19 protein-coding genes are annotated in these 22,006 nt (G+C 72.4%); 9 read left to right on the forward strand and 10 right to left on the reverse strand.

Annotated features, from left to right (window positions below; genetic code table 11):
* Positions 1-28 precede the first annotated feature (28 nt).
* Positions 29-949, forward strand: a complete 921-nt coding sequence (locus tag ACQP00_RS27050) for an NAD-dependent epimerase/dehydratase family protein (protein ID WP_433199477.1) — start codon at positions 29-31, stop codon at positions 947-949.
* A 122-nt stretch (positions 950-1,071) separates the two neighbouring features.
* Here the strand turns inward: ACQP00_RS27050 and ACQP00_RS27055 are convergent, their stop codons facing one another.
* Positions 1,072-3,015, reverse strand: coding sequence for an MDR family MFS transporter (locus ACQP00_RS27055; RefSeq protein ID WP_433199480.1), 1,944 nt, complete (start codon positions 3,013-3,015; stop codon positions 1,072-1,074).
* A 153-nt stretch (positions 3,016-3,168) separates the two neighbouring features.
* Between ACQP00_RS27055 and ACQP00_RS27060 the strand changes: the two genes are divergently transcribed.
* The 3 genes from ACQP00_RS27060 to ACQP00_RS27070 are packed head-to-tail and all read left to right on the forward strand — an operon-like array spanning position 3,169 to position 5,689.
* Complete coding sequence (locus tag ACQP00_RS27060) at positions 3,169-4,803, forward strand: ABC-F family ATP-binding cassette domain-containing protein (RefSeq protein WP_433199483.1); 1,635 nt, start codon at positions 3,169-3,171, stop codon at positions 4,801-4,803.
* Positions 4,800-5,168: a pyridoxamine 5'-phosphate oxidase family protein gene (locus ACQP00_RS27065; protein ID WP_433199486.1), complete on the forward strand. Its 369-nt coding sequence runs from the start codon at positions 4,800-4,802 to the stop codon at positions 5,166-5,168. The genes ACQP00_RS27060 and ACQP00_RS27065 overlap by 4 nt, the downstream gene beginning before the upstream one ends.
* Positions 5,169-5,179: 11 nt before the next feature.
* Positions 5,180-5,689 (forward strand): NUDIX hydrolase, encoded by a 510-nt coding sequence (locus tag ACQP00_RS27070; RefSeq protein WP_433199489.1) that lies wholly within the window; start codon positions 5,180-5,182, stop codon positions 5,687-5,689.
* Positions 5,690-5,693: 4 nt separating this feature from the next.
* Here the strand turns inward: ACQP00_RS27070 and ACQP00_RS27075 are convergent, their stop codons facing one another.
* Entirely contained in the window at positions 5,694-6,908 is a 1,215-nt protein-coding gene (locus ACQP00_RS27075) for a hypothetical protein (protein WP_433199492.1), read from the reverse strand.
* A gap of 373 nt (positions 6,909-7,281) precedes the next feature.
* On the opposite strand from ACQP00_RS27075, the gene ACQP00_RS27080 reads away from it, so the two are divergent.
* Positions 7,282-9,099 (forward strand): tetratricopeptide repeat protein, encoded by a 1,818-nt coding sequence (locus ACQP00_RS27080; protein ID WP_433199495.1) that lies wholly within the window; start codon positions 7,282-7,284, stop codon positions 9,097-9,099.
* Between the two features lie 48 nt (positions 9,100-9,147).
* Here the strand turns inward: ACQP00_RS27080 and ACQP00_RS27085 are convergent, their stop codons facing one another.
* The 4 genes from ACQP00_RS27085 to ACQP00_RS27100 all read right to left on the reverse strand — a co-directional run bounded on the left by ACQP00_RS27085 (position 9,148) and on the right by ACQP00_RS27100 (position 14,240).
* Entirely contained in the window at positions 9,148-9,303 is a 156-nt protein-coding gene (locus ACQP00_RS27085; protein WP_223092164.1) for a DUF6131 family protein, read from the reverse strand.
* Positions 9,304-9,374: 71 nt separating this feature from the next.
* Complete coding sequence (gene tnpB / locus ACQP00_RS27090) at positions 9,375-10,778, reverse strand: IS607 family element RNA-guided endonuclease TnpB (RefSeq protein WP_433199497.1); 1,404 nt, start codon at positions 10,776-10,778, stop codon at positions 9,375-9,377.
* Positions 10,779-10,875: 97 nt separating this feature from the next.
* Positions 10,876-12,828 (reverse strand): VWA domain-containing protein, encoded by a 1,953-nt coding sequence (locus ACQP00_RS27095; protein WP_433199500.1) that lies wholly within the window; start codon positions 12,826-12,828, stop codon positions 10,876-10,878.
* Between the two features lie 2 nt (positions 12,829-12,830).
* On the reverse strand, positions 12,831-14,240 hold the full coding sequence (locus tag ACQP00_RS27100; protein WP_433199503.1) for a sigma 54-interacting transcriptional regulator: 1,410 nt from the start codon (positions 14,238-14,240) through the stop codon (positions 12,831-12,833).
* Between the two features lie 110 nt (positions 14,241-14,350).
* On the opposite strand from ACQP00_RS27100, the gene ACQP00_RS27105 reads away from it, so the two are divergent.
* Entirely contained in the window at positions 14,351-15,364 is a 1,014-nt protein-coding gene (locus ACQP00_RS27105; protein ID WP_433199506.1) for an NYN domain-containing protein, read from the forward strand.
* A gap of 34 nt (positions 15,365-15,398) precedes the next feature.
* Here ACQP00_RS27105 and ACQP00_RS27110 read toward each other — a convergent pair whose 3' ends face one another.
* Both ACQP00_RS27110 and ACQP00_RS27115 read right to left on the reverse strand, forming a co-directional pair.
* Positions 15,399-17,081, reverse strand: coding sequence for an MFS transporter (locus tag ACQP00_RS27110; RefSeq protein ID WP_433199509.1), 1,683 nt, complete (start codon positions 17,079-17,081; stop codon positions 15,399-15,401).
* A gap of 43 nt (positions 17,082-17,124) precedes the next feature.
* Positions 17,125-17,679 carry a hypothetical protein gene (locus ACQP00_RS27115; RefSeq protein WP_433199512.1) on the reverse strand — a complete coding sequence of 185 codons (555 nt, stop codon included), beginning with the start codon at positions 17,677-17,679 and terminating at the stop codon, positions 17,125-17,127.
* Positions 17,680-17,746: 67 nt separating this feature from the next.
* Between ACQP00_RS27115 and ACQP00_RS27120 the strand changes: the two genes are divergently transcribed.
* Both ACQP00_RS27120 and ACQP00_RS27125 read left to right on the forward strand, forming a co-directional pair.
* Positions 17,747-18,121: an FKBP-type peptidyl-prolyl cis-trans isomerase gene (locus ACQP00_RS27120; protein WP_433199514.1), complete on the forward strand. Its 375-nt coding sequence runs from the start codon at positions 17,747-17,749 to the stop codon at positions 18,119-18,121.
* 215 nt (positions 18,122-18,336) lie between these two features.
* A complete protein-coding gene (locus ACQP00_RS27125) occupies positions 18,337-18,990 on the forward strand; it encodes an adenylate kinase (protein WP_433199517.1) in 654 nt (217 codons plus the stop codon).
* 22 nt (positions 18,991-19,012) lie between these two features.
* On the opposite strand, the gene pgm is transcribed toward ACQP00_RS27125, so the two are convergent.
* Positions 19,013-20,644, reverse strand: a complete 1,632-nt coding sequence (gene pgm / locus ACQP00_RS27130; RefSeq protein ID WP_433199520.1) for a phosphoglucomutase (alpha-D-glucose-1,6-bisphosphate-dependent) — start codon at positions 20,642-20,644, stop codon at positions 19,013-19,015.
* Positions 20,645-20,705: 61 nt separating this feature from the next.
* Between pgm and ACQP00_RS27135 the strand changes: the two genes are divergently transcribed.
* Positions 20,706-21,221: a DinB family protein gene (locus ACQP00_RS27135; RefSeq protein ID WP_433199523.1), complete on the forward strand. Its 516-nt coding sequence runs from the start codon at positions 20,706-20,708 to the stop codon at positions 21,219-21,221.
* A gap of 33 nt (positions 21,222-21,254) precedes the next feature.
* On the opposite strand, the gene ACQP00_RS27140 is transcribed toward ACQP00_RS27135, so the two are convergent.
* Positions 21,255-21,686: an SPW repeat protein gene (locus ACQP00_RS27140; protein WP_433065996.1), complete on the reverse strand. Its 432-nt coding sequence runs from the start codon at positions 21,684-21,686 to the stop codon at positions 21,255-21,257.
* Positions 21,687-22,006: the final 320 nt, after the last annotated feature.

Here is a 22,006-nt window from a genome sequence, read left to right on the forward strand (position 1 = left end):
ATCGCTGCCGGCTGGGGAGATCCGCGCCATGATCCTGGTGACCGGCGGGTACGGCTTCATCGGAGCCCACACGACCCGCGCACTGCTCGACCTCGGCGCGCCCGCGCTGCCCGCCTCGCGAAACCCCCGGCTGTCGGCGTTGCTCCCGGCCGAGGTCGCGGCAACGACCCTCGACTGCACCGACCCGCAGTCCCTCGCCGGGCTCGGGCGGCGGCACCACATCACGACGATCGTGCACCTGGCCGCGGCCCCGCTCGGTGGCGGGACGGCGCTCGAGGAACTGGACCACAACACGGCGGCGACCGTTGCGGTGCTCCGGGCGGCGGCCGGCTGGCAGGTGGAGCGGGTGGTGCTGGCGAGCACGATCGGGGTGTACGCCGGGGTCGAGCACCTCCCGTGGCGGGAGGACGCTCCGCTCCCCCTCGCCTCGCCGCACCCGATTCCGGCGTCCAAGAAGATCGCCGAGATCCTGGCGCTCGCGTCCGGGCTCGAGGTGGTGGTCGCGCGGATCGGCGGCATCTGGGGGCCGGGCGGCCGCCCGTCCAGCCCGTTCATGGCCGCCCCGGGACTGGTGCACGCGGCGGCCGCCCAGATCCGGGCCGGCGCCGCCACATCGGACACCCGCGCCGCCGCGGTGCACACCAGCGGGGCCGACCTCCTGTACGCGCGGGACTGCGGTGCCGCCCTCGCGATGCTGGCCACCGCGCCGGTGCTGGAGCATCGCGTGTACAACGTCGGGGGCGGACGGCCGACCACGAACGGCGAAGTCGTCGCGGCCATCGCCAAGGTGCGGCCCGAGGTCCGGCCGGCGCTGCCCGACGGCGGCCACGGGCCGGTCCCCTACCTCGACACGACGCGGCTCAGGGCAGCGGGCTGGGCGCCCGAGTGGCCGCTCGACCGGGCCGTCGCCGACTATCTCGACTGGCTGGCCGCCGGCCACGAGCGGTGACGGGCACTTCCCCTAAGACGTCCTAGGATGCTAGGTCAAGTCGGCGAGGCGCCAAGATGGGAAAACACGAACGCGGCGGCCCCGTGCAGGAGCCGCCGCGGACGTGCCTGAGCGAACAGTGGTCAGCGCGCGTGGCGGGGAGGCACGTCGGTCGGGCTGGCCTCGCCGTCGGCCTCGTGGGCGCCCGCCTCCACGGCGTGCGCCGGGGTGTGGTCCACCGCAGGCGCCGTCTCCGCCGCCTCGTGGGCCCCGCCCGCGGTCTCCAGCGCGGCCGTCGCCGGACTCCCGCCGTTCGAGGACGCGGCAACCGCCGGGGACGAGGAACCCGCGGCGGAGCCGCCGTTGGGAGACGACGAAGCCGCGGTGGAGCCGCCGTTCGGAGACGACGAGTTCGCCGGAGGGGTTGTCGCGGCCGGGGAGCCTGAGGCGGCGGCGTCCTCCGCGGCGCGGGCCTGGGCGCCGGACATGGAGCGCAGCGGGATCTCCGGCAGGAACAGGATGATGACGAAGCCGACGACCATGATGCCGGCCGCCACCATGAAGACCACGCTCATCGAGTCGGAGAAGCCGACCTTCAGCGGGTGGGCCAGGGTCGCGTTCACCGAGTCCAGGAAGGACGTGTCGTTGAGGCTGCTGGCCGAGCCCGACGTCGCCGCGCCCTGGATCTTCTGCAGGTCCTGGGGGTGGGCCTGGACCGCGGCGCGGAACTCCGGCGCGGTCGAGGCCGACGTGAAGGCGGACTTGATCTTGTCGGGCAGGAGGCTGAACAGGACCGACAGGAAGACCGCGGCGCCCAGGGTGCCGCCCATCGAGCGGAAGAACGTCACCGTCGAGGTGGCCACGCCGATCTCGCGCGGGTTCGCCGCGTTCTGCACCGCGGTGATCACCGGCTGCATGTTGCCGCCCAGGCCGAGGCCCATCAGCGCCATGATGAGCATGGTCCGCCACAGCGGGGTGTCGGCGCCGATGCGGGAGAACAGGAACAGCGCGGCGAGCATGAGCACGGAGCCGACGATCGGGAAAATGCGGTACCGGCCCGTGCGCGCGATGGTCTGGCCCGACACGATCGAGCCGGTCATGATGCCCAGCACCAGCGGCAGCAGCATCAGGCCGGCCTCGGTCGGGGTGGCGCCCTTGACGATCTGCAGGTAGAGCGGGAGGGTCAGCAGCCCGCCGAACATCGCCATGCCCAGCACGAAGCTCGCGATCGACGCCACCGAGAAGGTGCGGCCGCGGAACAGGCGGATCGGCAGCAGCGCCTCCTCCTTGTACGCGGTCTCGGCGACCAGGAACAGGATCAGCCCGACGAAGCCGATGCCGTAGCACAGCAGGGAGCGCCCGGAGCCCCAGCCCCACTCGCGGCCCTGCTCGGCCACGATCAGCAGCGGCACCAGGCAGACGATCAGCGCGAGCGCGCCCGGCCAGTCGATGCGGTGGTCCTGGCGGCGGTGCGGGATGTGCAGCACGCGCATGACGACCAGGAACGCGGCCAGGGCGATCGGCACGTTGATGTAGAAGATCCAGCGCCAGCCGGTCACGCCCAGGATGTCACCGGTGCCGGCGAAGAAGCCGCCCAGCACCGGCCCGAGCACGCTCGACGTGCCGAACACGGCGAGGAAATAGCCCTGGTACTTGGCCCGCTCGCGGGGCGGCACCACGTCGCCGATGATGGCGAAGGCCAGGGAGAACAGGCCGCCGGCGCCGATGCCCTGCACCGCGCGGTACGCGGCCAGCTGGTAGATCGAGCCGGCCGTGCCGCACAGCACCGAGCCGACGATGAAGATGCCGATCGAGAAGAGGATGAACGGCTTGCGGCCGTAGATGTCCGACAGCTTGCCGTACAACGGCGTCGAGATCGTCGAGGTGATGAGGAACGCCGTCGTCGCCCATGCCTGCAACGAGAAGCCGCCGAGGTCGTCGGCGATGGTCCGCATCGCCGTCGACACGATGGTCTGGTCCAGCGCGGCCAGGAACATCGCCATCATCAGACCCACCAGGATCGTGACGATCTGGCGGTGGGTCAGCGCGGTGTCGTCCCCCGTGGCCGCTGGTGCTGTTGTGCTCAAGGCGTCTCTCCTGTTAGAGCAAGCCGTTTCGATCCGGTCGCGTTTCAGAATTCACGCTACTCCTCGATCCCTACCGGGGCGCGGCGACCACCCCGAACACGCACCAGGCAGACTAACGATCGGGTACGACAATTTCCGGAGGATCGAACCGACGTGGCAGCAACCCTGGTGGTCAAGGAACTCGCGGCCGGGCACGGCGACAAGGCCCTGTTCAGCGGGCTGGATCTGGTCGTGGCGCCCGGCGACGTGATCGGCCTGGTCGGGGTCAACGGCGCCGGCAAGTCGACGCTGCTGCGCACGATCGCCGGCCTGGTGCCCCTCGAGCACGGCACCGTCCAGCTCAGCCCGCCGACCGCCACCATCGGGTACCTCCCGCAGGAGCCCGACCGCCGCCCCGGCGAGACGCTGCGCGCGTTCCTGGCGAGGCGTACCGGCGTCGCCGAGGCCCAGGCCCGCATGGACGCCGCCGCCGAGGCGCTGGGCGACGACGAGCGGGCCGCCGAGGAGTACAGCATCGCCCTGGAACGGTGGCTGGCGCTCGGCGGCGCGGACCTCGACGAGCGGGCCGAGGCGACCGCGGCCGACCTGGGCCTGGCCGTCGACCTCGACCTGGAGATGACCGCCCTGTCCGGCGGCCAGGCGGCCCGCGCGGGACTGGCCAGCCTCCTGCTGTCGCGCTACGACCTGTTCCTGCTCGACGAGCCCACCAACGACCTGGACCTCGACGGGCTGGAGCGGCTGGAGCGCTTCACCCAGGACCTCCGGACCGGCGCGATCATCGTCAGCCACGACCGGGAGTTCCTGACCCGCACCGCCACCGCCGTCCTCGAGCTCGACCTGCACCAGCAGCAGATCCGCCTGTACGGCGGCGGGTACGCGGCCTACCTCGAGGAGCGCGAGATCGCCCGGCGGCAGGCGCGGGAGCGCTACGAGGAGTACGCCGACACGAAGTCCGACCTCGAGGCGCGCGCCCGCATGCAGCGCGCCTGGATGGAGAAGGGCGTCAAGAACGCCCGCCGCAAGCAGCCCGACAACGACAAGATCGGCAAGTCGAAGCGGATCGAGTCGACCGAGAAGCAGGCCGCGAAGGCCCGCCAGACCGAGAAGCTCATCGAGCGCCTGGACGTCGTCGAGGAGCCGCGCAAGGAGTGGCAGCTCAAGATGGAGATCGCCGCCGCGCCGCGGGCCGGGGCGGTCGTGGCGACATTGAACGCCGCGGTGGTGCGGCGCGGCACGTTCACCCTCGGCCCCGTCGACCTGCAGATCGACTGGGCCGACCGGGTCGCGATCACCGGCGCGAACGGCTCGGGCAAGACCACCCTGCTGGCCGCGCTGCTCGGGCGTATTCCGCTCGACGAGGGCCGGTCCCACCTCGGCCCCGGCGTGGTCGTCGGCGAGGTGGACCAGGCGCGGCGGATGTTCGAGGGCGAGAACTCGCTGCTGGATGCGTTCCGGCAGGCGGTACCGGAGCAGAATCCGGCGGACGTGCGAACCCTGCTGGCCAAGTTCGGCCTGCGGGCCGGGCACGTGCTGCGTCCCGCCGCGAGCCTCTCCCCCGGCGAACGCACCCGCGCCGCGCTCGCGCTGCTGCAGGGCCGGGGCGTGAACCTGCTCGTGCTCGACGAACCGTCCAACCACCTCGACCTGCCGGCGATCGAGCAGCTGGAGTCGGCGCTGGACGGCTATCCGGGCACGTTGCTGCTGGTCACCCACGACCGGCAGATGCTCGAGGCGGTGCACACGAACCGGCACATCCAGGTCGAGGACGGCAAGGTGACGGCGGCGTGAGCGAGCTCGCGGACTTCTGGACCGAACGGCATCTGTGCACCGTGACGACAATCCGCCGCGACGGTACCCCGCACAGCGTCCCGGTCGGCGCCACCTACGACCCCGCGGCCGGCCTCGCGCGCATCATCACGTCGGGCGGCTCGCAGAAGGTCCGCAACCTCGCCCACAATCCGCGCATCGCGATCTGCCAGATCGACGGCCGGCGCTGGAGCACCATCGAGGGCACCGCGACGGTCGAGTCGGACCCCGCACTGGTACGGCAGGCCGAGGAGCTCTACGCCCGCCGGTACAAGGTTCCGCGCCCGAACCCGGCGCGGGTCGTCATCGTCGTCACGGTGGAACGGGTCCTCGGCACCTACCGGTAGGGTCGCGGCTCATGGCGATGTCTGAGTATCTGCGGAACCTGCGCAAGCACGTCGGCCACGACCCGATCCTGCTGCCGGGCGTGTCGGCGGTGGTGTTCAACGACGCCGGGGAGCTGCTGCTCGGCCGGCGCAGCGACACCGGGCGCTGGTCGCTGCTGGCCGGCATGGTCGACCCGGGCGAGCAGCCGGCCGACGCGATCGTGCGCGAGGTCCGCGAGGAGGCGGGCATCGAGATCGCGGTCGAGCGGATCGCCGGGGTCGCGATGCACGCGGTCACGTACCCGAACGGCGACCAGTGCGACTACATGAACGTGTGGTTCCGCTGCCGGCACGTCTCCGGGGAGGCGCAGGTCGCCGACGACGAGTCCCTGGACATGCGCTGGTTCGCCGTGTCCGAACTGCCGGACATGGAGGCGTTCGCGCGGCTGCGGATCGATCAGACGCTGCGCGACGAGCCGGAGGCGTGGTTCATCGCCCCCGGCTCGGCGCATCCGGCCCTCGGGCCGCGCGACTCCGTCTGAACCGCTACGGCGCCGGCGGCCAGCTCGGCCCGGGCTGCTGCTGCTGCTGCGTCGACGGCCAGCTCGGGCCCTGCTGCGGCGGCGGCGCCGAACCCGGCAACGGCGGGAACGCGGGCGGCGCCGAAACGGGCGGCGCGGAGGTCGGAGGAGCCGAGACGGGCGGCGGTGCCGCCGCTGGGCTCACCGGCGTGGGCGGGCCCCACGGTTGGGCAGGGGGTGGGTACAACGGCGCCGGCGGCGGGAATCCCGGTGCCGCCCCGAACTGCGGAGCCGGGCGTGCGGGAACGGCGGTCACGAACGGCGACGCCCGCCGCCCGATCAGCTCGATGATCCACACCACGAGCACGCCGAGCAGGCCCAGCAGCCCCTGCAGCGTGAAGACGACCCAGGCCCCGCCGCCCTCCAGCTGCACGAACCGGCGGGCCGCGTCGAGGATGACCACGGCCAGGACGACGCCGAGAATGCCGGCCCGCCGCCCGAACGGACTCACGCCCGCCAGCATCGCCGCCACCAGCGCGGCCAGGGTGAATCCGTTGTCGGCGGGGGTGGAGGCGCCGACCTGCAGGGCGAGCACGACGCCGGCGATGCCGGCCAGGAAGCTCGAGCCGACCACGCCGACCAGCGCGCCCACGAACCGGGAACCGCTGAACGCGCCCGCCTCGCCGCCGCCGGGGCGGTTCGCGGTGAGATAGCGGCGCACCGGCGGGATCGCGAACGCCACGCCGCCCGCGATCGACACGACGATGAAGCCGGCGCCCCAGGTCCAGAACGTCTCCGGCCGGTCGCTCAGCGGGTGGGTCTGCGCGTCGCTGAGGCCGAGCCCGATGCCCTGCACCAGCAGGCCGCCGACGAGCGTGACGGCCCACGCCGGCACCCCGGTCAGCCCGACGAGCAGGGCCAGCACCACGCCCGCCCCGAGCACGGCGACGAGCGCGACGCCGATGTTCTGGTCGACGAACAGGAACATGGCCAGCCCGGCGAGCGGCCCGACGGCCAGGTTCGGGGTGCCGGTGCGCAGCGACAGCGCCAGCCCGCTCGTCGCGAAGCCGAGCGACGCGATCGACAGCCAGATCCCGCCGGACGTGTAGAGGACCTCCGCCCGGTTGTACAGCGCGATGGTCATCCCGATCGCGACCAGCAGGAGGACGGCCTCCCAGACGAGGTTCGGCAGCAGTTCCCGTAACGGCCGGACCGGGGGCGGCGCGCTGACATCGCTCATGCCGGGCAACATACCGTGCATCAAGCCATGTGGCGCGGCAGCAAGATACTCAACCCCACCAGGACGACCCTGGCCCTCACGGCTGCGGCTGTGAGGGCCGGCCCGGCGCCGGCGACCGGCCGCGACGAACAGCAGCACGCCGGTGACGACCGCGCGCCGGTGGCCGAACCGGTCGGCCGCGACGGGCAGCGCCATGACGGCGCGCGCCGGCCACCGCGGCCACCGGCCCACGGGCGGGCCGGGGAAACGGGGCGACGGGCCGGAGGGCGCGGGAATCCGGCGAGGGTCGGGCCGGTGACGGCGAGGGTGGGCCGCGAAATCGGGCGGACGGGGCGGGTCACCGAAAGCGGGCGGAACGCAATACGCTCACGCAGTGACCGACGAGCAGCGCGACGACCCGATCGCGCAGGCCCACGGGGAACTCTCCCTGGCCCGCATCGCGCTCGCCGACGGCGACCTCGAGCACGCGGCCGGTCACGTGGCCGGGGCCGTGGCCTGGGCGCCGCGCCTGCCCGAGGTGCACGAACTGCTCGCCGCCCTGGTCGCGCGGGCCGGGGACGAGGGTGCCATCGCGCTGTTCCCGATCGAGCAGCCGGCGTTCATCGGCTCGGTCGTGGCCCGGGCGCACCTGCAGGGGCGGCACGATCCGCTCGGCGGGCTGCGGATGCTGGCCCAGGCGACCCGGTTCGACCCCGCCCAGCCGTGGGCCGACGTCAGCTGGGTGCGGGCCCTCGAACCGCGCCGGCTCGACCCCGACGACCTGGCCCGGCTGTTCGTCGCGGTCATGCCCGGCCTCGGCGACCCGGCCGAGCCGGCGGTGGCCCGGGCGAACGAGGTCTACCTGGACCTGGCCCGGCGGGCCTGCGCCGCCCACCCCGCGAGCGCCCTGCTGCACGGGGCCGCGGCCGGGCTCGGGCGGCGGTTCACCGCCCTCGCCCCCGGGGTCCTCGCCGAGGCGGTGCGCTGGGGCGCCCACGGCCACCGGCTGCGCCCGGACAAGCTCACCGCCGTCTGGTACGCGTACGCGCTCAAGGCCGACGGCCGGTTCGAGCAGGCCATCCAGGTCATGCGCCAGGCCTGGCAGCAGCAGCCCGACGAGGTCGACCTGTGCGCCGACATGGCCAACTGGCTGGCCGAGGCCGGTCGCCTCGACGAGGCCCTGGACCTGCTCGACAGCGCGATCAGGCGGGTGCCGGACTACGACTGCGCCGTGCACACCGCCGCCCGGCTGCGGTTCCAGCGCGACGGCGACGTCCGGCACCTGGTCGCGCTGGTCGACTTCATGCGCGAGCACCCGGTCACCAGCCACGAGCACACCGACCTCGACGGCGCCTGCCGCGGCCGCCCCTGGCTCGGGCGCGTCGCCGGGCCGACCGAATCGGTGGTGAACCTGCTGCGCCAGATTCCCCGCGACCAGCGCGACATGGGCGGGGTGGCCACGCTGACCGCCCTGGAGGTGCCCAGCGCGCTGCGCCTCGTCCACCGCGACGTCCCCGGCCTGTCGCTCACCATCGAGGGCGCCCCGCCGCCGGACATGGTCGCGCCGCAGCGGCCCTTCGGCCGCGTGTTGTGGACGTATGCGGGGATGTCGGCGGCACCGGCGGTACCGCCGCCGACACCTCGTGCGGTGGACCTGCTGCGCGGCGTGGTCCGGCCCGACTGGCCCAACCCGGTCGCGGCGTACGACCATGCGCTGCCGCTGGGCCAGCTGCCCGCCGCCGAGCTCGTCGCGCTGCTGGTGCATCCCCCGGCCGGCACCGACCCGGGGCTGCCGGACGGGGTGTGGGAGCGGGCCTGCCAGGCGTACACCTGCCTGGGCCTGTTGCATTGCGAAGAACTGCGGGCCGGGACCGAACCGGGCGACACGGCCCGCTCCCGGCGGCTGCTGACCGAAATCGTCTTCGGCGTCGAGGACTGGACCACCGAGGCGGCCGTGTTCGCGCTGGTCGTGGCCGCGTGGCTGGACCCCGCCTGCCGCGCCGAGGTGCGCGCGACGGTCGCCGAACGCTTCCTCGACGCCGTGCAGCAGGCCCGCACGCGGGGCGTGACTATCGCCGAGTCGCTGGCCGTGCTGGCGCTGCGCACACCGGAGATGGCGCCGGCCGTGACGAGCGTGGCGCGGGACCTGCTCAGCACGCCCGAGCAACCGCCGGTACACCCGGGGAAGAAACGCCGCTGGTTCCGCCGCTGAACAGCAAGAAGGGCCGGCACCGGGCCGGCCCTTCTTTGCGCTCGCTGGTTACCAATAGTGACGGCGGCCGGCGATCGGACGGCCCACCGCGCCGAGAATCCACAGCACCGCGCCGACGATGAGCAGCACGATCCCGATCGTCTCGATGATGCCGACGTGCAGGAACAGGCCGACGAGGAAGAGGATCAGACCAAGGACGATCATTTGTCAGCTCCCGGGAGGAGTGGGTACCGAAACCGATCTACGTTGATTGAAGTACCGCCAGACCATGATCCTCAAACACGGATCAGGCCCGTCTCACCCACTTCTTCGAAAGTGTGAGACGGAGGCCCCCCTTGCAGAGGGACGGTCCCGGTCTTGCCTGCTTGCGCAGTGCCGGGTTGACGTTTCACAGCCACCTGCCCCAGGTTCGGGGTCTTCCGGTCGGCTCCGCGTCCTGACACCGGGCCGCTCCCGGCTGTCGATACTGCGGCCGCGGCGAGCGCGGCCAGATTCCGTGCGGCGTTCAGATCCCGGTCCAGCCGAAGACCGCACGCTTCGCAGGCGTACGTGCGCTCGGACAGGGTGAGCTTGGTTTTCACCGCACCGCAGCCTGAGCAGGTCTTCGAGGAGGGATACCAGCGGTCGGCCACGATCAACCGGCCGCCGTTCCATTCGGTCTTGTACGTAAGCTGGCGCCGCAGCGGCGCAAATCCCGCATCGGCGATATGCCGCGCCAGGCGGCGATTCGAGAGCATGCCCGCGACGTTGAGGTCCTCGACGACGATCGTCCCGTGCGTCCGGGCCAGCCGCGAGGTGAGCTTGTGCAGACCGTCACGCCGGAGGTTCGCGACCCGCGCGTGGGCCGCGGCGAGCCGGCCGCGGGCCCGCCGCCAACGGTTGGACGGCGGCCGCCCGGCCGCCCAAGCGGGACCCGACTTCCGGGACATGCCTCGGCCCAGGGTCCGGAGTCGCTGGAGTGATCGTTGCAGATGCCGAGGGTTGGCCACGACCTCGCCGGTGGACAGAACGGCGAGGTTCGTGATGCCGACATCGATGCCGACGACGGAGCGGGGCCGGGCAGGAGCCCGCTCAGCCCGCTCAACCTCGACGCACACCGACACGTACCATCGCCCGCCGTTGCGCCTTACCGCGGCGGAGAGGATGCGCGCGGTGCCGGCCTCCAGTCGCCGGGCCAGCTTGCGGGCCGATTCATGCAGTTTCAGCCGCCCCAGTCGTGGCAGCACGACGTGCCGCCGGTCAGGCTCGATCCGAATCGGGCCCGTCGTATATCTCACCGAGGGCGCGGTTCGGTGGCGAGACTTGTACCGGGGAAATCCCATCGGCCGATCCCGCCGCTTTCCCAACCGGGAGTCGGACCAGTTCTTCAACGCCCGCGCGAGAGCTTCCAGGCCGGTGTTGTAGGCCTCCTTCGAGCATTCGGGCCACCACGGCGCCGCCGTCGCCTTCGCCGCGTTCCATGCCCTGCGCATCGCGGGATAGGACCAGGAGATCGCGGGTGTCAGCTCGGCGTCGGGTATGCCGTACGAGCGCTCGGCCGCGCGTTGCCCCATGACGGCGACAACCCTTGCGAGCGACCAGTTGAACGCGAACCGGGCCGCACCGGCGTGCTGCAGGATCGCCCGCTCCTGTCTCGGGGTGAGGTCCAGCGCGTACCGGTATCCCTGCAGCGTTCGCATTCGGAACCGTCCTGTAGCCGCATCGCAATGTGGTCCCCAGCCCGGAAGGGCTGGGGACCACATGATTGTATAGCCACATGGCCATGAGGGGGAATCCTCAGCCGCGGCGTCCCCTCCTCGCCCGCATGTAGTCCGAAACGACGTATCGGCCCAGGTCATCGGCGTCGGGGGTGAAGACCCGGCCACCGCTGCGGCGGGCCACCGCGTCGACGAAGCGGCGCAGGCCCGGGTCCTCGCCGAGCATGAAGACGTTGAGCACCGCGCCGTACCGGGTGAGCTGGTCGACCTCGTGCACAGTGGCGCGGACCGTCTCGCGGGTCGAGGGCCACATGAAGAACGAGCTGCCGTCGTCCAGCAGGTGGGCGGTCGGCTCACCGTCGGTCACGACCAGGACCACCGGGTCCGAGGCCGGGTGGCGGCGCAGGTGGCGGGCGGCCAGCTTGAGGGCGTGCTGCAGGTTGGTGCCCTGCACCATGTCCGGCTCGACCGCGGCGAGCTGCTCCTGACTGAGCGTGCTCGCGTACCGCCCGAAGCCGATGATCTGCAGCGCGTCCTGCGGGAAGCGGGTCGCCACCAGGTGCGACAGGGCCAGGGCGGCCTGTTTCATCGGGCCCCACCGGCCGTCGGCCATCATCGAGAAGGACAGGTCGACGCAGAGCGCGACGGCGGCGGAGACCCGCCGTTCGGTCTCGGCGATCTCGAAGTCCTCGACGTCCAGGCCGATCGGCAGGGTCGCCGCTCCCCCGGTGGCCTGCCGGCGCACCGCGTTGCCGATCGTGCGCACGACGTCCAGGGCCTGCTCGTCGCCGTACTGCCAGCGCCGCGACGCCCCGGTCAGCTCGCCCGCCGCGCCGGCGTCACGCAGGTCGTGCTGGCCCTGTCGGCCCGCGTGCAGCTGGGCGAAGACGGTCCGCAGCGCGGTCCCGCCGAGCCGGCGCAGCGCCTTGGGGCTCAGGGTCAGCCCGTCGGCGCCGCGGGTCACCCAGCCCTGGCGGCGCAGCTGCTGCTCGAGTTCGCGCAGCCGGCGCACGTCGTCGGCGGCGGACCGGCCCAGCTGGCGCTCGACCGCCTCGACGTCGACGTCGTCCAGGGTCGCGCCGGGGTGCTCCTGGCCGAGCTGGTCGAGCAGGTCGTCGAGGTCGCCGATCTCCTCCAGGGCGCCGGCGGCGTCGCCGTAGCCGAGCTCGTTCTCGCCGCGGACCCGCTCGCCCCGGCCCCAGTTGAGGTTGGGGCGCAGCGCGCGCAGGTTGTCGGTGAGGGCGGCGAACTCGCCGGCCATGTCGCCGAGCGACTGGGCCATCAGGTCCTGCAGCTCGGCGCGCTGCTGCGGGGACAGCGAGCGCATCAGCCGCTCGCCGGCCGCGGCCCGGCGGGCCAGGGCGTCGATGAGCTCGTCGACGTTGTTCGGCTTCTCCGGGAAGAAGTCGCCGTGCCGGTTCATGAACTCGGCGAACGCGTCGTCGGTGTTCTCGCCGCGGGCGTGCTTGGCCAGCAGCGCGTTGAGGTCCTGCAGCATCTCGCGCATCGCGGCCTGGGCCTCGGGGTCGCGCAGGGCCTGCTGCATGCCCTGGAAGCGCTGCTCGACGACCTCCTGGCGGAGCTGGTCGAGGATCTGGTTGTAGAGCTGACGAGCATTTTCGGAGCGCCAGTTGTACTCGCTGAGCTCCGACACGGCCCGCGAAGTCGAGCGTGGCAGCGCGTCGAGCTGCGCCTCGGCGAAGCGGGCGTCGTCGCCGTCGAGCCGGGTCAGGGTGTCGCGCTCCTCGGCCAGCGCCTGGTCGAGCAGCTGCTGGGCGCGGGTCACGGCCCCGTCGAGCTGGCCGCGGCGCATCGCCTCGCGGCGCATCCGGCGGGCCCGGGCGAGCAGGTCGTCGAGGCCCCGGCCGCCCTGCGGGCCGCGGCGCAGCAGGTTGCGCAGCGCGTCGCGCAGGCTGCCGCCCTCGAGGACCTCGTTGCCGACCTGGTCGACGGCGGCCCGCACGTCGTAGGGCGGGGCGAGCGGGTCGGGCCCGCCGCGCCACGCCCCGTAGCGGAACCTGTTGTGGCGCAAGATCAGCCTCCGTACACGGTGCGGCCGTCGTCGGTGAGGTCCTTCGACAGCCGGCGGGTCAGGTGCAGGCCCTCCAGGGCGAACTCGACGCCGGCGGCCGCCTCGCCCCGGCTGGGCGCGTCGCCGAGCCCGAGACGATCCAGGACCTTGGAGAGACCCGGCACGGTACCGACCTGGCGCAGGATCTCGTCCGCCGCGGCCAGCTCCCCGGTCTCGATGACCTGTCCCTCGGCGACGAGGTCGGTGAACCCGGACAGGTCCAGCCCGGCCAGCCGCCCCCGGAACGTCTCCGCGGTCGCGGTGCGCAGCAGGTGGGCCAGGATCTCGATCTCGCGGCCCTCCTCGCCGCTGTCGAACTCGACCTTGCCGCGCAGCGTCGAGGTCACCGACTCGGTGTCGCCGATGCGCGCCACCGGCAGCTCCTCGCCGAGCAGCCCCGCGCGGCGCAGCGCCGACGCGGACACGGTCTCGGCCGCCGCGATCGCGAACCGGGCCGACACGCCGGAGCGGGAGTCCACGGACGGCGACTCGCGGACCGCGCGCGTGAAGCGGGCGATCACCTCGATGACGTGGTCGGGGACCTGGGCGACGAGCTGGGCCTCCTGCCGTACCAGATCCATCTCGAGCTCGAGATCGAGCGGATAGTGGGTCCGGATCTCGGCCCCGAACCGGTCCTTGAGCGGCGTGATGATCCGCCCGCGGTTGGTGTAGTCCTCGGGGTTGGCGCTGGCCACGAGCAGGATGTCCAGGGGCAGCCGCAGCTGGTAGCCGCGGACCTGGATGTCGCGCTCCTCCAGGACGTTGAGCAGCGAGACCTGGATGCGCTCGGCGAGGTCGGGCAGCTCGTTGACGGCGAAGATGCCGCGGTTGGTGCGCGGTACGAGTCCGAAGTGGATGGTCTCCGGGTCGCCGAGCGTCCGGCCCTGCGCGACCCGGATCGGGTCGACGTCGCCGATCAGGTCGCCGACGCTGGTGTCGGGGGTGGCGAGCTTCTCGCCGTACCGGACGGAGCGGTGGATCCAGTCGACCGGCAGCGCGTCGCCGGCCTCGGCGGCCAGCCGGCGCGAGGCGGGCGTGATGGGCTCGTAGGGGTGCTCGTTGAGCTCGGACCCGGCGATGATCGGCGTCCACTCGTCGAGCAGGTGGATCAGGCCCCGGATGACCCGGGTCTTGCCCTGGCCGCGCTCGCCGAGCAGCACGACGTCGTGCCCGGCGAGGATGGCCCGCTCCAGCTCGGGCAGGACGGTGTCGTCGTAGCCGACGATGCCGGGGAAGCGGGGCTCGCCGGAGCGCAGCCGGTCGAGGAGGTTCTCGCGGAGCTCCTCCTTCACGGTGCGGAACCGGTGGCCGCTCGCCCGGAGCTCGCCTGCCGTGCGGGGAAGGTCCAGGGGCTGGTCTGGCGTCACAGTCACGTCTCCGAACACTATCTCGCCTCACCCGGTTCGCGTGGGCTCCCGCAATCTGGCAACGGGCTCAGCATCGCTCAGTACCATCACAGGCTGTTATATCGAAGATCTCCCCCATGGAACTGTGGAAGTGGCCGGCGTGGGGCGCCGGGGCCTGGTCCGCCGGGTACGGGGTCCTGTCGGTGGTCTGGTGGGCGGGTGGCGGCTCGTATCCGTTCGGGCCCGTCGACGACGATCACCGGTCGGCGTCGCTGCTGGAGGGCGCGCCGGTGGGCGTGGTGGCGCCGGTCCTGGCCGGGGTGTGCCTGGGCGGGGTCGCGCTCGCGGTGTACCTGGCCCGCGGCGGGGCCGGCCGGGCCGCGTTGATCGCCGCCTGGGGGCTTGCCGCCGTGCTGGCGCTGCTGCTGCCCGACTACTCGCTGCTGGCCTTTCTCGCCTTCGCGCCGCTCCTGGTGGTCTTCGCGTTCACGGGGGTGCCGGGGCCGCAGGACGGGCTGGGCGACATCATGTACTGGCACCGGACCAACCTGCTGATCCTGTTCGCCGGTGGGGTGCTGTGGGCGCTGGCCGCGCTGGTCGCGTCCCGCCGCGCCCGGGGCGTGTGCCTGCGGTGCGGGGGCGGGTCGGCGGTGCCGCGCCCCACGTTGCTGCGGTTCGGGCGGCGCGCCGTGCTGGTCGCGCTGCTGGCGCCGCTGCCCTACGAGGTCACCCGGATCGCCTGGTACCTGGGGGTGCCGCTGGGGATCCCGCGGGACTTTCTGGCCATGATGCAGGCCACACCCGGGATGCTCGAGGTGGGGCTGGGGTGCGCGGTGGCGTCGATGGCGGGCGGGGTGCTGACCCACGGGCTGGTCGCGCCCTGGGGTGAGCGGTTCCCGCGCTGGGTGCCGGGGCGTTCCGGGCGGCCGGTCCCGCCGATGCTGGCCGTGGTGCCGGCGCTGCTGGTCGCGGTGGTGCTGGTGCCGGCCGGGCTGATGAACCTGCGGTTGTCGATCACGTGGTCGACGTGGGCGGTGGCGGGGCCGGGGGTGCTGTGGACGGTGTGGGCCGTGGCGCTGGGTGCGGCGGCGGTGGCGTACCACCTGCGGCGGCGGCCGGCCTGTCCGCACCGGCCGGCGTTGCGAACCTGACGGCCGCGGGCCGGCCGCCGCACCCGCGCGTGGGTCAGCTTCGGTCCGCCGTCTCCGCCGGCTCCGCGGAGGTCAGCGGGGGCAGGTGGCGCAGCATCCGGTACGTCACCACGGCCAGGACCACCAGCACCACCGCGGCGACGGCGGCGACCACGTGCAGGCCGGCGGTGGAGGCGTCGCGGGCGGTGGCGAGCACCCGGTCGCCGAGGTCCCCGGGCAGGGTCGCGGCCACCGCGGTCGCGGCCGTGGCGGTGTCCCGGACCCCGGCCGCGCCCGGCAGGCCGGCGGGGACCTCGACGACGGCGCGGTACACGGCGGCGCCGAGGCTGCCGAGCAGGGCGATGCCGAGCGCGTACCCGAACTCGCCGGACACCTCGTACAGTGCCCCGGCCGACCCGGCCCGTTCCGGCGGGGCCGATCCGAGCACGATCCCGGTGGCGAGGGTGACCATCGGGCCCATGCCGAGGTTGCTGATCACGAACGCCGTGACGATCGGCAGCGGGCCCGCACCGGCCGGGACGAGGATGACGAGGGCGGCGCCGGCCGCGGACAGCAGCAGGCCGCCCGCGATGAGCCGGCCCTGCGGCACGCGCCGGGCCAGCAGCGGCGAGACCTGGAAGCTGATGCCGCTGGCGACGGCGGCGGGCAGGATCCACAGGCCGGCGGACTGCGGGGAGAGGCCGTCGACGAGCTGCAGGTGCTGGGTGATGAAGACCATCATGGCGCCGGTGAGCATGGTGCCGGCGAACATCCCGCCGAGCGCCGTGGCGAACGCCCGGTTGCGGAACAGCCGCAGGTCGAGGAGCGGCTCCCGGACCCGGCCGCTCCGGACGCTCTGGCCCTGATCAATCTCGGTCGCCAGCGCCGCTGTCACCTCGGCCGAACCGCTCCGTCCGCGCTCGGGATCGGCGGTGCCGGGCTGATCGATCGCGGCCGCGGGCCGTTCGGCCGGCGTTGCCGGTGGATTGCTGTTGCCGACGATCAGCTGGCGGCGGACGAACACCACTGCGAGGACCAGGCCGAGCAGCAGGGACACGCCCGGCAGCGGGTGCCAGCCGGCGCGGGCGAGTTCCTTGATGCCGTACACGGCGGGGAGGATCGCGGCGAGCGAGAGCCCGACGCTGGGCAGGTCGAAGCGGCCGGCGCCCGGGTGGCGCTGTTCGGGCAGCAGGAGCGGGCCGAGGATGAGCAACAGCAGCATCGGCGGTACGCCCAGCAGGAACGCCGAGCCCCACCAGAAGTGCTCGAGCAGCAGGCCGCCGACGACCGGGCCGATGATGGCGCCGCTCATGAAGCAGACCATCCAGACGCCGATGGCCAGGCCGCGCCGCCGCGGGTCGGGGAACAGGCCGCTGATCAGGGCCAGCGCCGACGGGGCGAGGGTGGCACCGGCGATGCCGAGCACGGCGCGGGCGGCGATGAGCATGACCGGCCCGTTGCTGTACGCGGCGACGATCGACGCCACCCCGAACGCGCCCGCGCCGATCAGCAGCAGCCGCCGCCGCCCGATCCGGTCGCCGAGGGTCCCCATGGTGATCATCGAGCCGGACAGCAGGAACCCGTAGACGTCGAGGATCCACAGCTGCTCGGTGCTACTGGCATGCAGGTCGGCGCCGATCCGGGGCATGGCCAGGAGCAGCACGAACACGTCGATCGAGACGAGCAGGGCGGGCAGCGCGAGGACCGCGAGGCCGAGCCAGGGCGAGCGTTGCTTCATGCCAACCGGTCGGAGCCGCTCCCCCGCCCTCGACATCCCGGCGTCAGTCTTGGAAGCGGACGTCCAGCCAGGACGTGAAGCCGTGCCAGGTGGCGGTCGGGTCGTGGCGCTGGTAGTACTCGCTCGCCGCCTCCCCGCCCAGGCGCACCATCGCCACCGCCGAGCAGGCGATCACCGCCGTGACGGTGAGGCCCTGCTGCGCGGTGTACCACAGCGGCAGCAACGGCTGGAGATGATCGAGCTGGTGCTGGCTGTCGGGCAGCAGGACCGAGTCCGGGCTGTAGACGACGCCGAGGAGCAGCGACAGGTTGACCACCAGGAGGGTCCAGCCGACCACCGTGCGCGTGTACGGGTTGCGCCGGGGCACCGCGAGGGCCGCGCCGGAGAGGATCATGCCCAGGCCGGTGGCCAGGATCAACGCGCCGGTCAGGTGGACGTAGACGGTCTCCACCAGCATGGCCTCGATCCGGGTCCACGGGCCGAGATCGTCCACCAGGCGTTCGTAGCGCAGCACCAGGCAGCCGGCTGTCGCGGCCTGGCCGAGCTCCAGCACGGCGCACGCCGTCACCGACCAGAACGCCACCCGGACGGGATGCACACGCCGACCGTACGACGGGATAGGGCAGGATGGAGCCGACGTTTCGTAACGAAGAGGAGTCAAGCGCATGGCGCTGAGCAAGCCTGAAGTGACGCTGCCCGACGGGCCGCCGCCGGCCGACCTCGTCATCGAGGACATCACCGTCGGTGACGGGCCCGAGGCCGTGCCGGGGCAGCAGGTGAGCGTCCACTACGTCGGCGTGGCCCTGTCGACCGGCCGGGAGTTCGACGCGTCCTGGAACCGGGGCGGCACGTTCGACTTCGGCCTGGGCCGGGGTCAGGTCATCACCGGCTGGGACCGGGGCGTGGCCGGCATGCGCGTCGGCGGCCGCCGCAAGCTGGTCATCCCGCCGCACCTGGGCTACGGCGACCGCGGCGCGGGCGGCGCGATCAAGCCGGGCGAGACCCTCGTCTTCGTCGTCGATCTCCTGGGCACCAACTAAACGGCGCCGACCACATCGCGGGACGGGAAAATCTTCCGAACCAGGTGGTCAACGCCTCAAGAAGCACGCTCATTCCCGGCTGGCGGGAAACAATTCCTTCAGCCGGGCATGTGCAAATTCACAGTCGTCCCACAGCCCACGCACCAGATCGAGATGCGATGCTGGACCATCGGCGGCGGCGCCGAACTCAGCGTGGCATACGAAGGGGTGTGCAGATGACGATGCAGTCGGCGGCACCGCGGTCGAAGCGGATTCTGATGGTTGGCGCACCGGGCGCCGGAAAAGGCACCCAGGCCGACGCGATCGCGAAGCAGTTCGGCATCACGCATATCGCGAGCGGCGATCTGCTGCGCAAGCACATCGCGGACGGCACGACCATCGGCAAGACCGTCGAGGACATCGTCAACAAGGGCGAACTCGTCCCGGACGCCGTGATCATGGACATGCTGCGCAAGCCGGTCATGGCGGCCAGCGACACCGGCGGCTACGTGCTCGACGGGTTCCCGCGCACGGTCGAGCAGGCCGAGGCCGCCTACCGCACCGCCGGCAGCCTGGGCGTCGGCGTCCAGATCGCGGTACACCTGGAAGTGCCCGAGGAGGAGCTGATCCGCCGCCTCCTGGCCCGCGCCCGCGGCGCCGACGACACCGAGGACGTCATCCGGCACCGGATCAAGGTGTACGAGGAGAAGACCCGCCCGCTGCTGGAGTACTACGCCTCCCGCGAGCTGCTCCTGCAGGTCAACGGGGCCCGCCCGGTCTCCGAGGTGACCTGGTCGATCATCGTGCAGCTGCAGCGGGCCTTCAAGCGCCCCAACACCCACGCCGTCAGCGCCGCCCGTCAGGCCACCGCCGACAAGGCAGTGGCCTGACCCGGCACCACACGGCCCTGTCCTAGGCCGTCAAAGCCGCCGACACCACGCCGCGCGCCTCGTCCTGGATGCGCGCCAGGTGATCAGGGCCCTGGAACGACTCCGCGTACACCTTGTAGACGTCCTCGGTGCCCGACGGCCGCGCCGCGAACCACCCGGACTCCGTCACCACCTTCAGCCCGCCGATCGCGGCCCCGTTGCCCGGGGCCGCGGTCAGCTTGGCCGTGATCGGCTCCCCCGCCAGGGAGGTCGCCGTGACCTGCTCCGGCGACAGCTTCCCCAGCACCGCCTTCTCCTCGCGGGTCGAGGCCACGTCGAGCCGCGCGTACGCCGGCTCCCCGTGCCGCGCCACGAGATCCGCGTAGTGCGCGGAGGGCGTCCGCCCGGTCCGCGCGATGATCTCCGAGGCGAGCAGGCACAGCAGGATGCCGTCCTTGTCGGTCGTCCACACCGACCCGTCGCGGCGCAGGAACGACGCCCCCGCGCTCTCCTCGCCGCCGAACGCCACCGACCCGTCCAGCAGCCCCGGCACGAACCACTTGAACCCGACCGGCACCTCGATCAGGGTCCGCCCCAGGTCCGCCGCCACCCGGTCGATCATCGACGACGACACGAGCGTCTTGCCGATCGCGGCCTGCGCGGACCAGCCGGAGCGGTTGCGGTACAGATAATCGATCGCCGTGGCCAGGAAGTGATTCGGGTTCATGAGCCCCGCATCCGGCGTGACGATCCCGTGACGGTCCGCATCCGCGTCGTTGCCGGTGGCGACCTGGTATTCGGAGCGCCGCCCGATGAGCGAGGCCATCGCGTTCGGTGACGAGCAGTCCATCCGGATCTTGCCGTCCCAGTCCAGGGTCATGAAGCCGAACGCCGGATCGACCAGCGGGTTGACGACGGTCAGGTCGAGGCCGTACCGCTCGCCGATGTACGCCCAGTACGCCACGCTCGCCCCGCCGAGCGGGTCGGCGCCGATGCGCACCTTCGCGCCCGCGATCGCCGCCATGTCGATCACCGAGCCGAGGTCGTCGGCATACGACGCCATGAAGTCGTACCGCTGCGTGGTGTCGGCTGCCAGGGCCTGCGCGTACGTGACCCGCTTGACGCCCGTCAGGCCGGCCCGCAGCAGCTCGTTCGCGCGGTCCTGAATCCACTTCGTCACGTCGGTGTCGGCCGGGCCGCCGTTGGGCGGGTTGTACTTGAAGCCGCCGTCGTCCGGCGGGTTGTGCGACGGCGTCACCACCACCCCGTCGGCGCCGCGGTGGCGGTTGACGAGGATCGCGTGCGACACCGCGGGCGTGGGCGTGAACCCGTCGCGGCTGTCGATGAGCACGGTCACCCCGTTCGCCGCGAACACCTCCAGCGCGCTCACCGTCGCCGGCTCGGACAGCGCATGGGTGTCACGACCGAGGAACAGCGGTCCGGTGTACCCCTGGCCGGCCCGATAGTCGCAGATGGCCTGGCTGGTGGCGACGATGTGGTCCTCGTTGAACGAGCCGCGCAGGCACGATCCGCGGTGACCCGAGGTCCCGAAGGCGACCTGCTGGGCGGGGTCGGCCGGATCGGGGTGTACGGCGTAGTAGCTGGTGATGAGCCGCGGCACGTCGACGAGGTCGGAGCGCTGCGCGGGCTGCCCTGCGCGGGGATGGACGGACATGCTGCATACGTTGCCATGCTCCCCGGCAACATGCGCAGTGGACCGGCTTTAGGATCGCCTCATGACCTGGGTCGCACCGCCACCGCCGCCGTTCGGGGGCTCGCTCGTCGCCGACGAACGCACGCTGCTGGAGGGCTTCCTCGACTGGCAGCGCGCCGTGCTGGTCGGCAAGTGCACCGGTCTGACCGGCGCTGAGCTCGCCGCACCGGCGGTACCACCGTCGACGCTTTCCCTGCTGGGGCTGCTCCGGCACGTGACGGACGTCGAGCGCGAGTGGTTCCAGGCGCGCTTCCACGGCCGCTCGGTGCAGTACACCTACAAACGCCCCGACGCCAAGGACGCCGCGTTCGACGAGGTCGACCCCGCCCACGCCGAGCGGGACTACCAGCGGCTGATCGACGAGTGGCGCGCGTCGCGGGAGGCCGTGGCCGGCAACGCGCTGGACGACGCGTTCGAGGACTCGCTGCGCGGCCAGATGTCGCTGCGGGCGATGTATCTGCACCTCATCCAGGAGTACGCGCGGCACAACGGCCACGCCGACCTGCTGCGCCAGCGCATCGACGGCGAGACCGGCTGAGCCCGCAGCGGGGCCCAGCCGGGCCACCGTCCGTCACCTCTTCCGGGCCATCATCGCCGGCCGCATCGCGACGAGCCCGAGGGCTACCGTGACGATGCCGATCAGGATGTTGCTCCAGATCGCGCCGCCCGAGGCGTAACCGCGCTGGATGACGAACGGCGCGATGATCGTCCACACGCCGAGCGCCACCGGCACCCACGTCAGGCCGTGTGTACGGCCGTAGGCGACGGCGAACCCGCCCGCGAGGACGGCGATCGCGATGCCGCAGATGAAGTTGTTGACGGACAGGTTCGCCTCGAAGGGCGGGAACCCCACGATCCACGGTGACACCGCGAGGTAGAGCCCCGCGAGCACCAAGGCGCCGTCGGTGATGCGCGCCGCGGGCGTCTCCGAGACCGTGTCGTACCGGGCACGCATCTCGACGATGTCCGGATGCCCCTCGAGGTCTGCGATGGGTCGGACCATGACGACCCCCTTCCGGTCGGATGAGGGTGGGACTAACCCAAATCGGCTCGAACTAACCCGCTGGAGTGGCCGAACTCTGCAGGGGCCGGGCGCGACGGAATCGCCGCGCCCGGCGGGTTTCGCGTGGGAGCCGCGAGTGGGGGTTCGGCATCACCTCCATGGAGATCGATGGGTGCCGAGACCGTAGCGCCGCTTGTCCCGGGAGCGCTCCCATGCCAGAATCCTCGTCACCTCGCGGATGGGAGCCGCCGGGGCACTGCCAGCAATGGCCTTGCACACCGAAGCCATTGCGCTGGTGGGTGCCCGTTCCCCGGTACGTA

This window comes from Dactylosporangium sp. CS-047395, from assembly GCF_050942185.1.
GTDB lineage: Bacteria > Actinomycetota > Actinomycetes > Mycobacteriales > Micromonosporaceae > Dactylosporangium.

What these genes read in the sequence shown, in the direction of transcription:
- ACQP00_RS27075 (WP_433199492.1), bottom strand. Translation starts at nt 6,908, where the DNA reads ATGAGCGATGTCAGCGCGCCGCCCCCGGTCCGGCCGTTACGGGAACTG.
- ACQP00_RS27085 (WP_223092164.1), bottom strand. Translation starts at nt 9,303, where the DNA reads ATGATCGTCCTTGGTCTGATCCTCTTCCTCGTCGGCCTGTTCCTGCAC.
- pgm (WP_433199520.1), bottom strand. Translation starts at nt 20,644, where the DNA reads ATGTCCGTCCATCCCCGCGCAGGGCAGCCCGCGCAGCGCTCCGACCTC.
- ACQP00_RS27050 (WP_433199477.1), top strand. Translation starts at nt 29, where the DNA reads ATGATCCTGGTGACCGGCGGGTACGGCTTCATCGGAGCCCACACGACC.
- ACQP00_RS27125 (WP_433199517.1), top strand. Translation starts at nt 18,337, where the DNA reads ATGACGATGCAGTCGGCGGCACCGCGGTCGAAGCGGATTCTGATGGTT.
- ACQP00_RS27105 (WP_433199506.1), top strand. Translation starts at nt 14,351, where the DNA reads ATGGAACTGTGGAAGTGGCCGGCGTGGGGCGCCGGGGCCTGGTCCGCC.
- ACQP00_RS27110 (WP_433199509.1), bottom strand. Translation starts at nt 17,081, where the DNA reads ATGAAGCAACGCTCGCCCTGGCTCGGCCTCGCGGTCCTCGCGCTGCCC.
- ACQP00_RS27140 (WP_433065996.1), bottom strand. Translation starts at nt 21,686, where the DNA reads ATGGTCCGACCCATCGCAGACCTCGAGGGGCATCCGGACATCGTCGAG.
- tnpB (WP_433199497.1), bottom strand. Translation starts at nt 10,778, where the DNA reads ATGCGAACGCTGCAGGGATACCGGTACGCGCTGGACCTCACCCCGAGA.
- ACQP00_RS27070 (WP_433199489.1), top strand. Translation starts at nt 5,180, where the DNA reads ATGGCGATGTCTGAGTATCTGCGGAACCTGCGCAAGCACGTCGGCCAC.
- ACQP00_RS27120 (WP_433199514.1), top strand. Translation starts at nt 17,747, where the DNA reads ATGGCGCTGAGCAAGCCTGAAGTGACGCTGCCCGACGGGCCGCCGCCG.
- ACQP00_RS27135 (WP_433199523.1), top strand. Translation starts at nt 20,706, where the DNA reads ATGACCTGGGTCGCACCGCCACCGCCGCCGTTCGGGGGCTCGCTCGTC.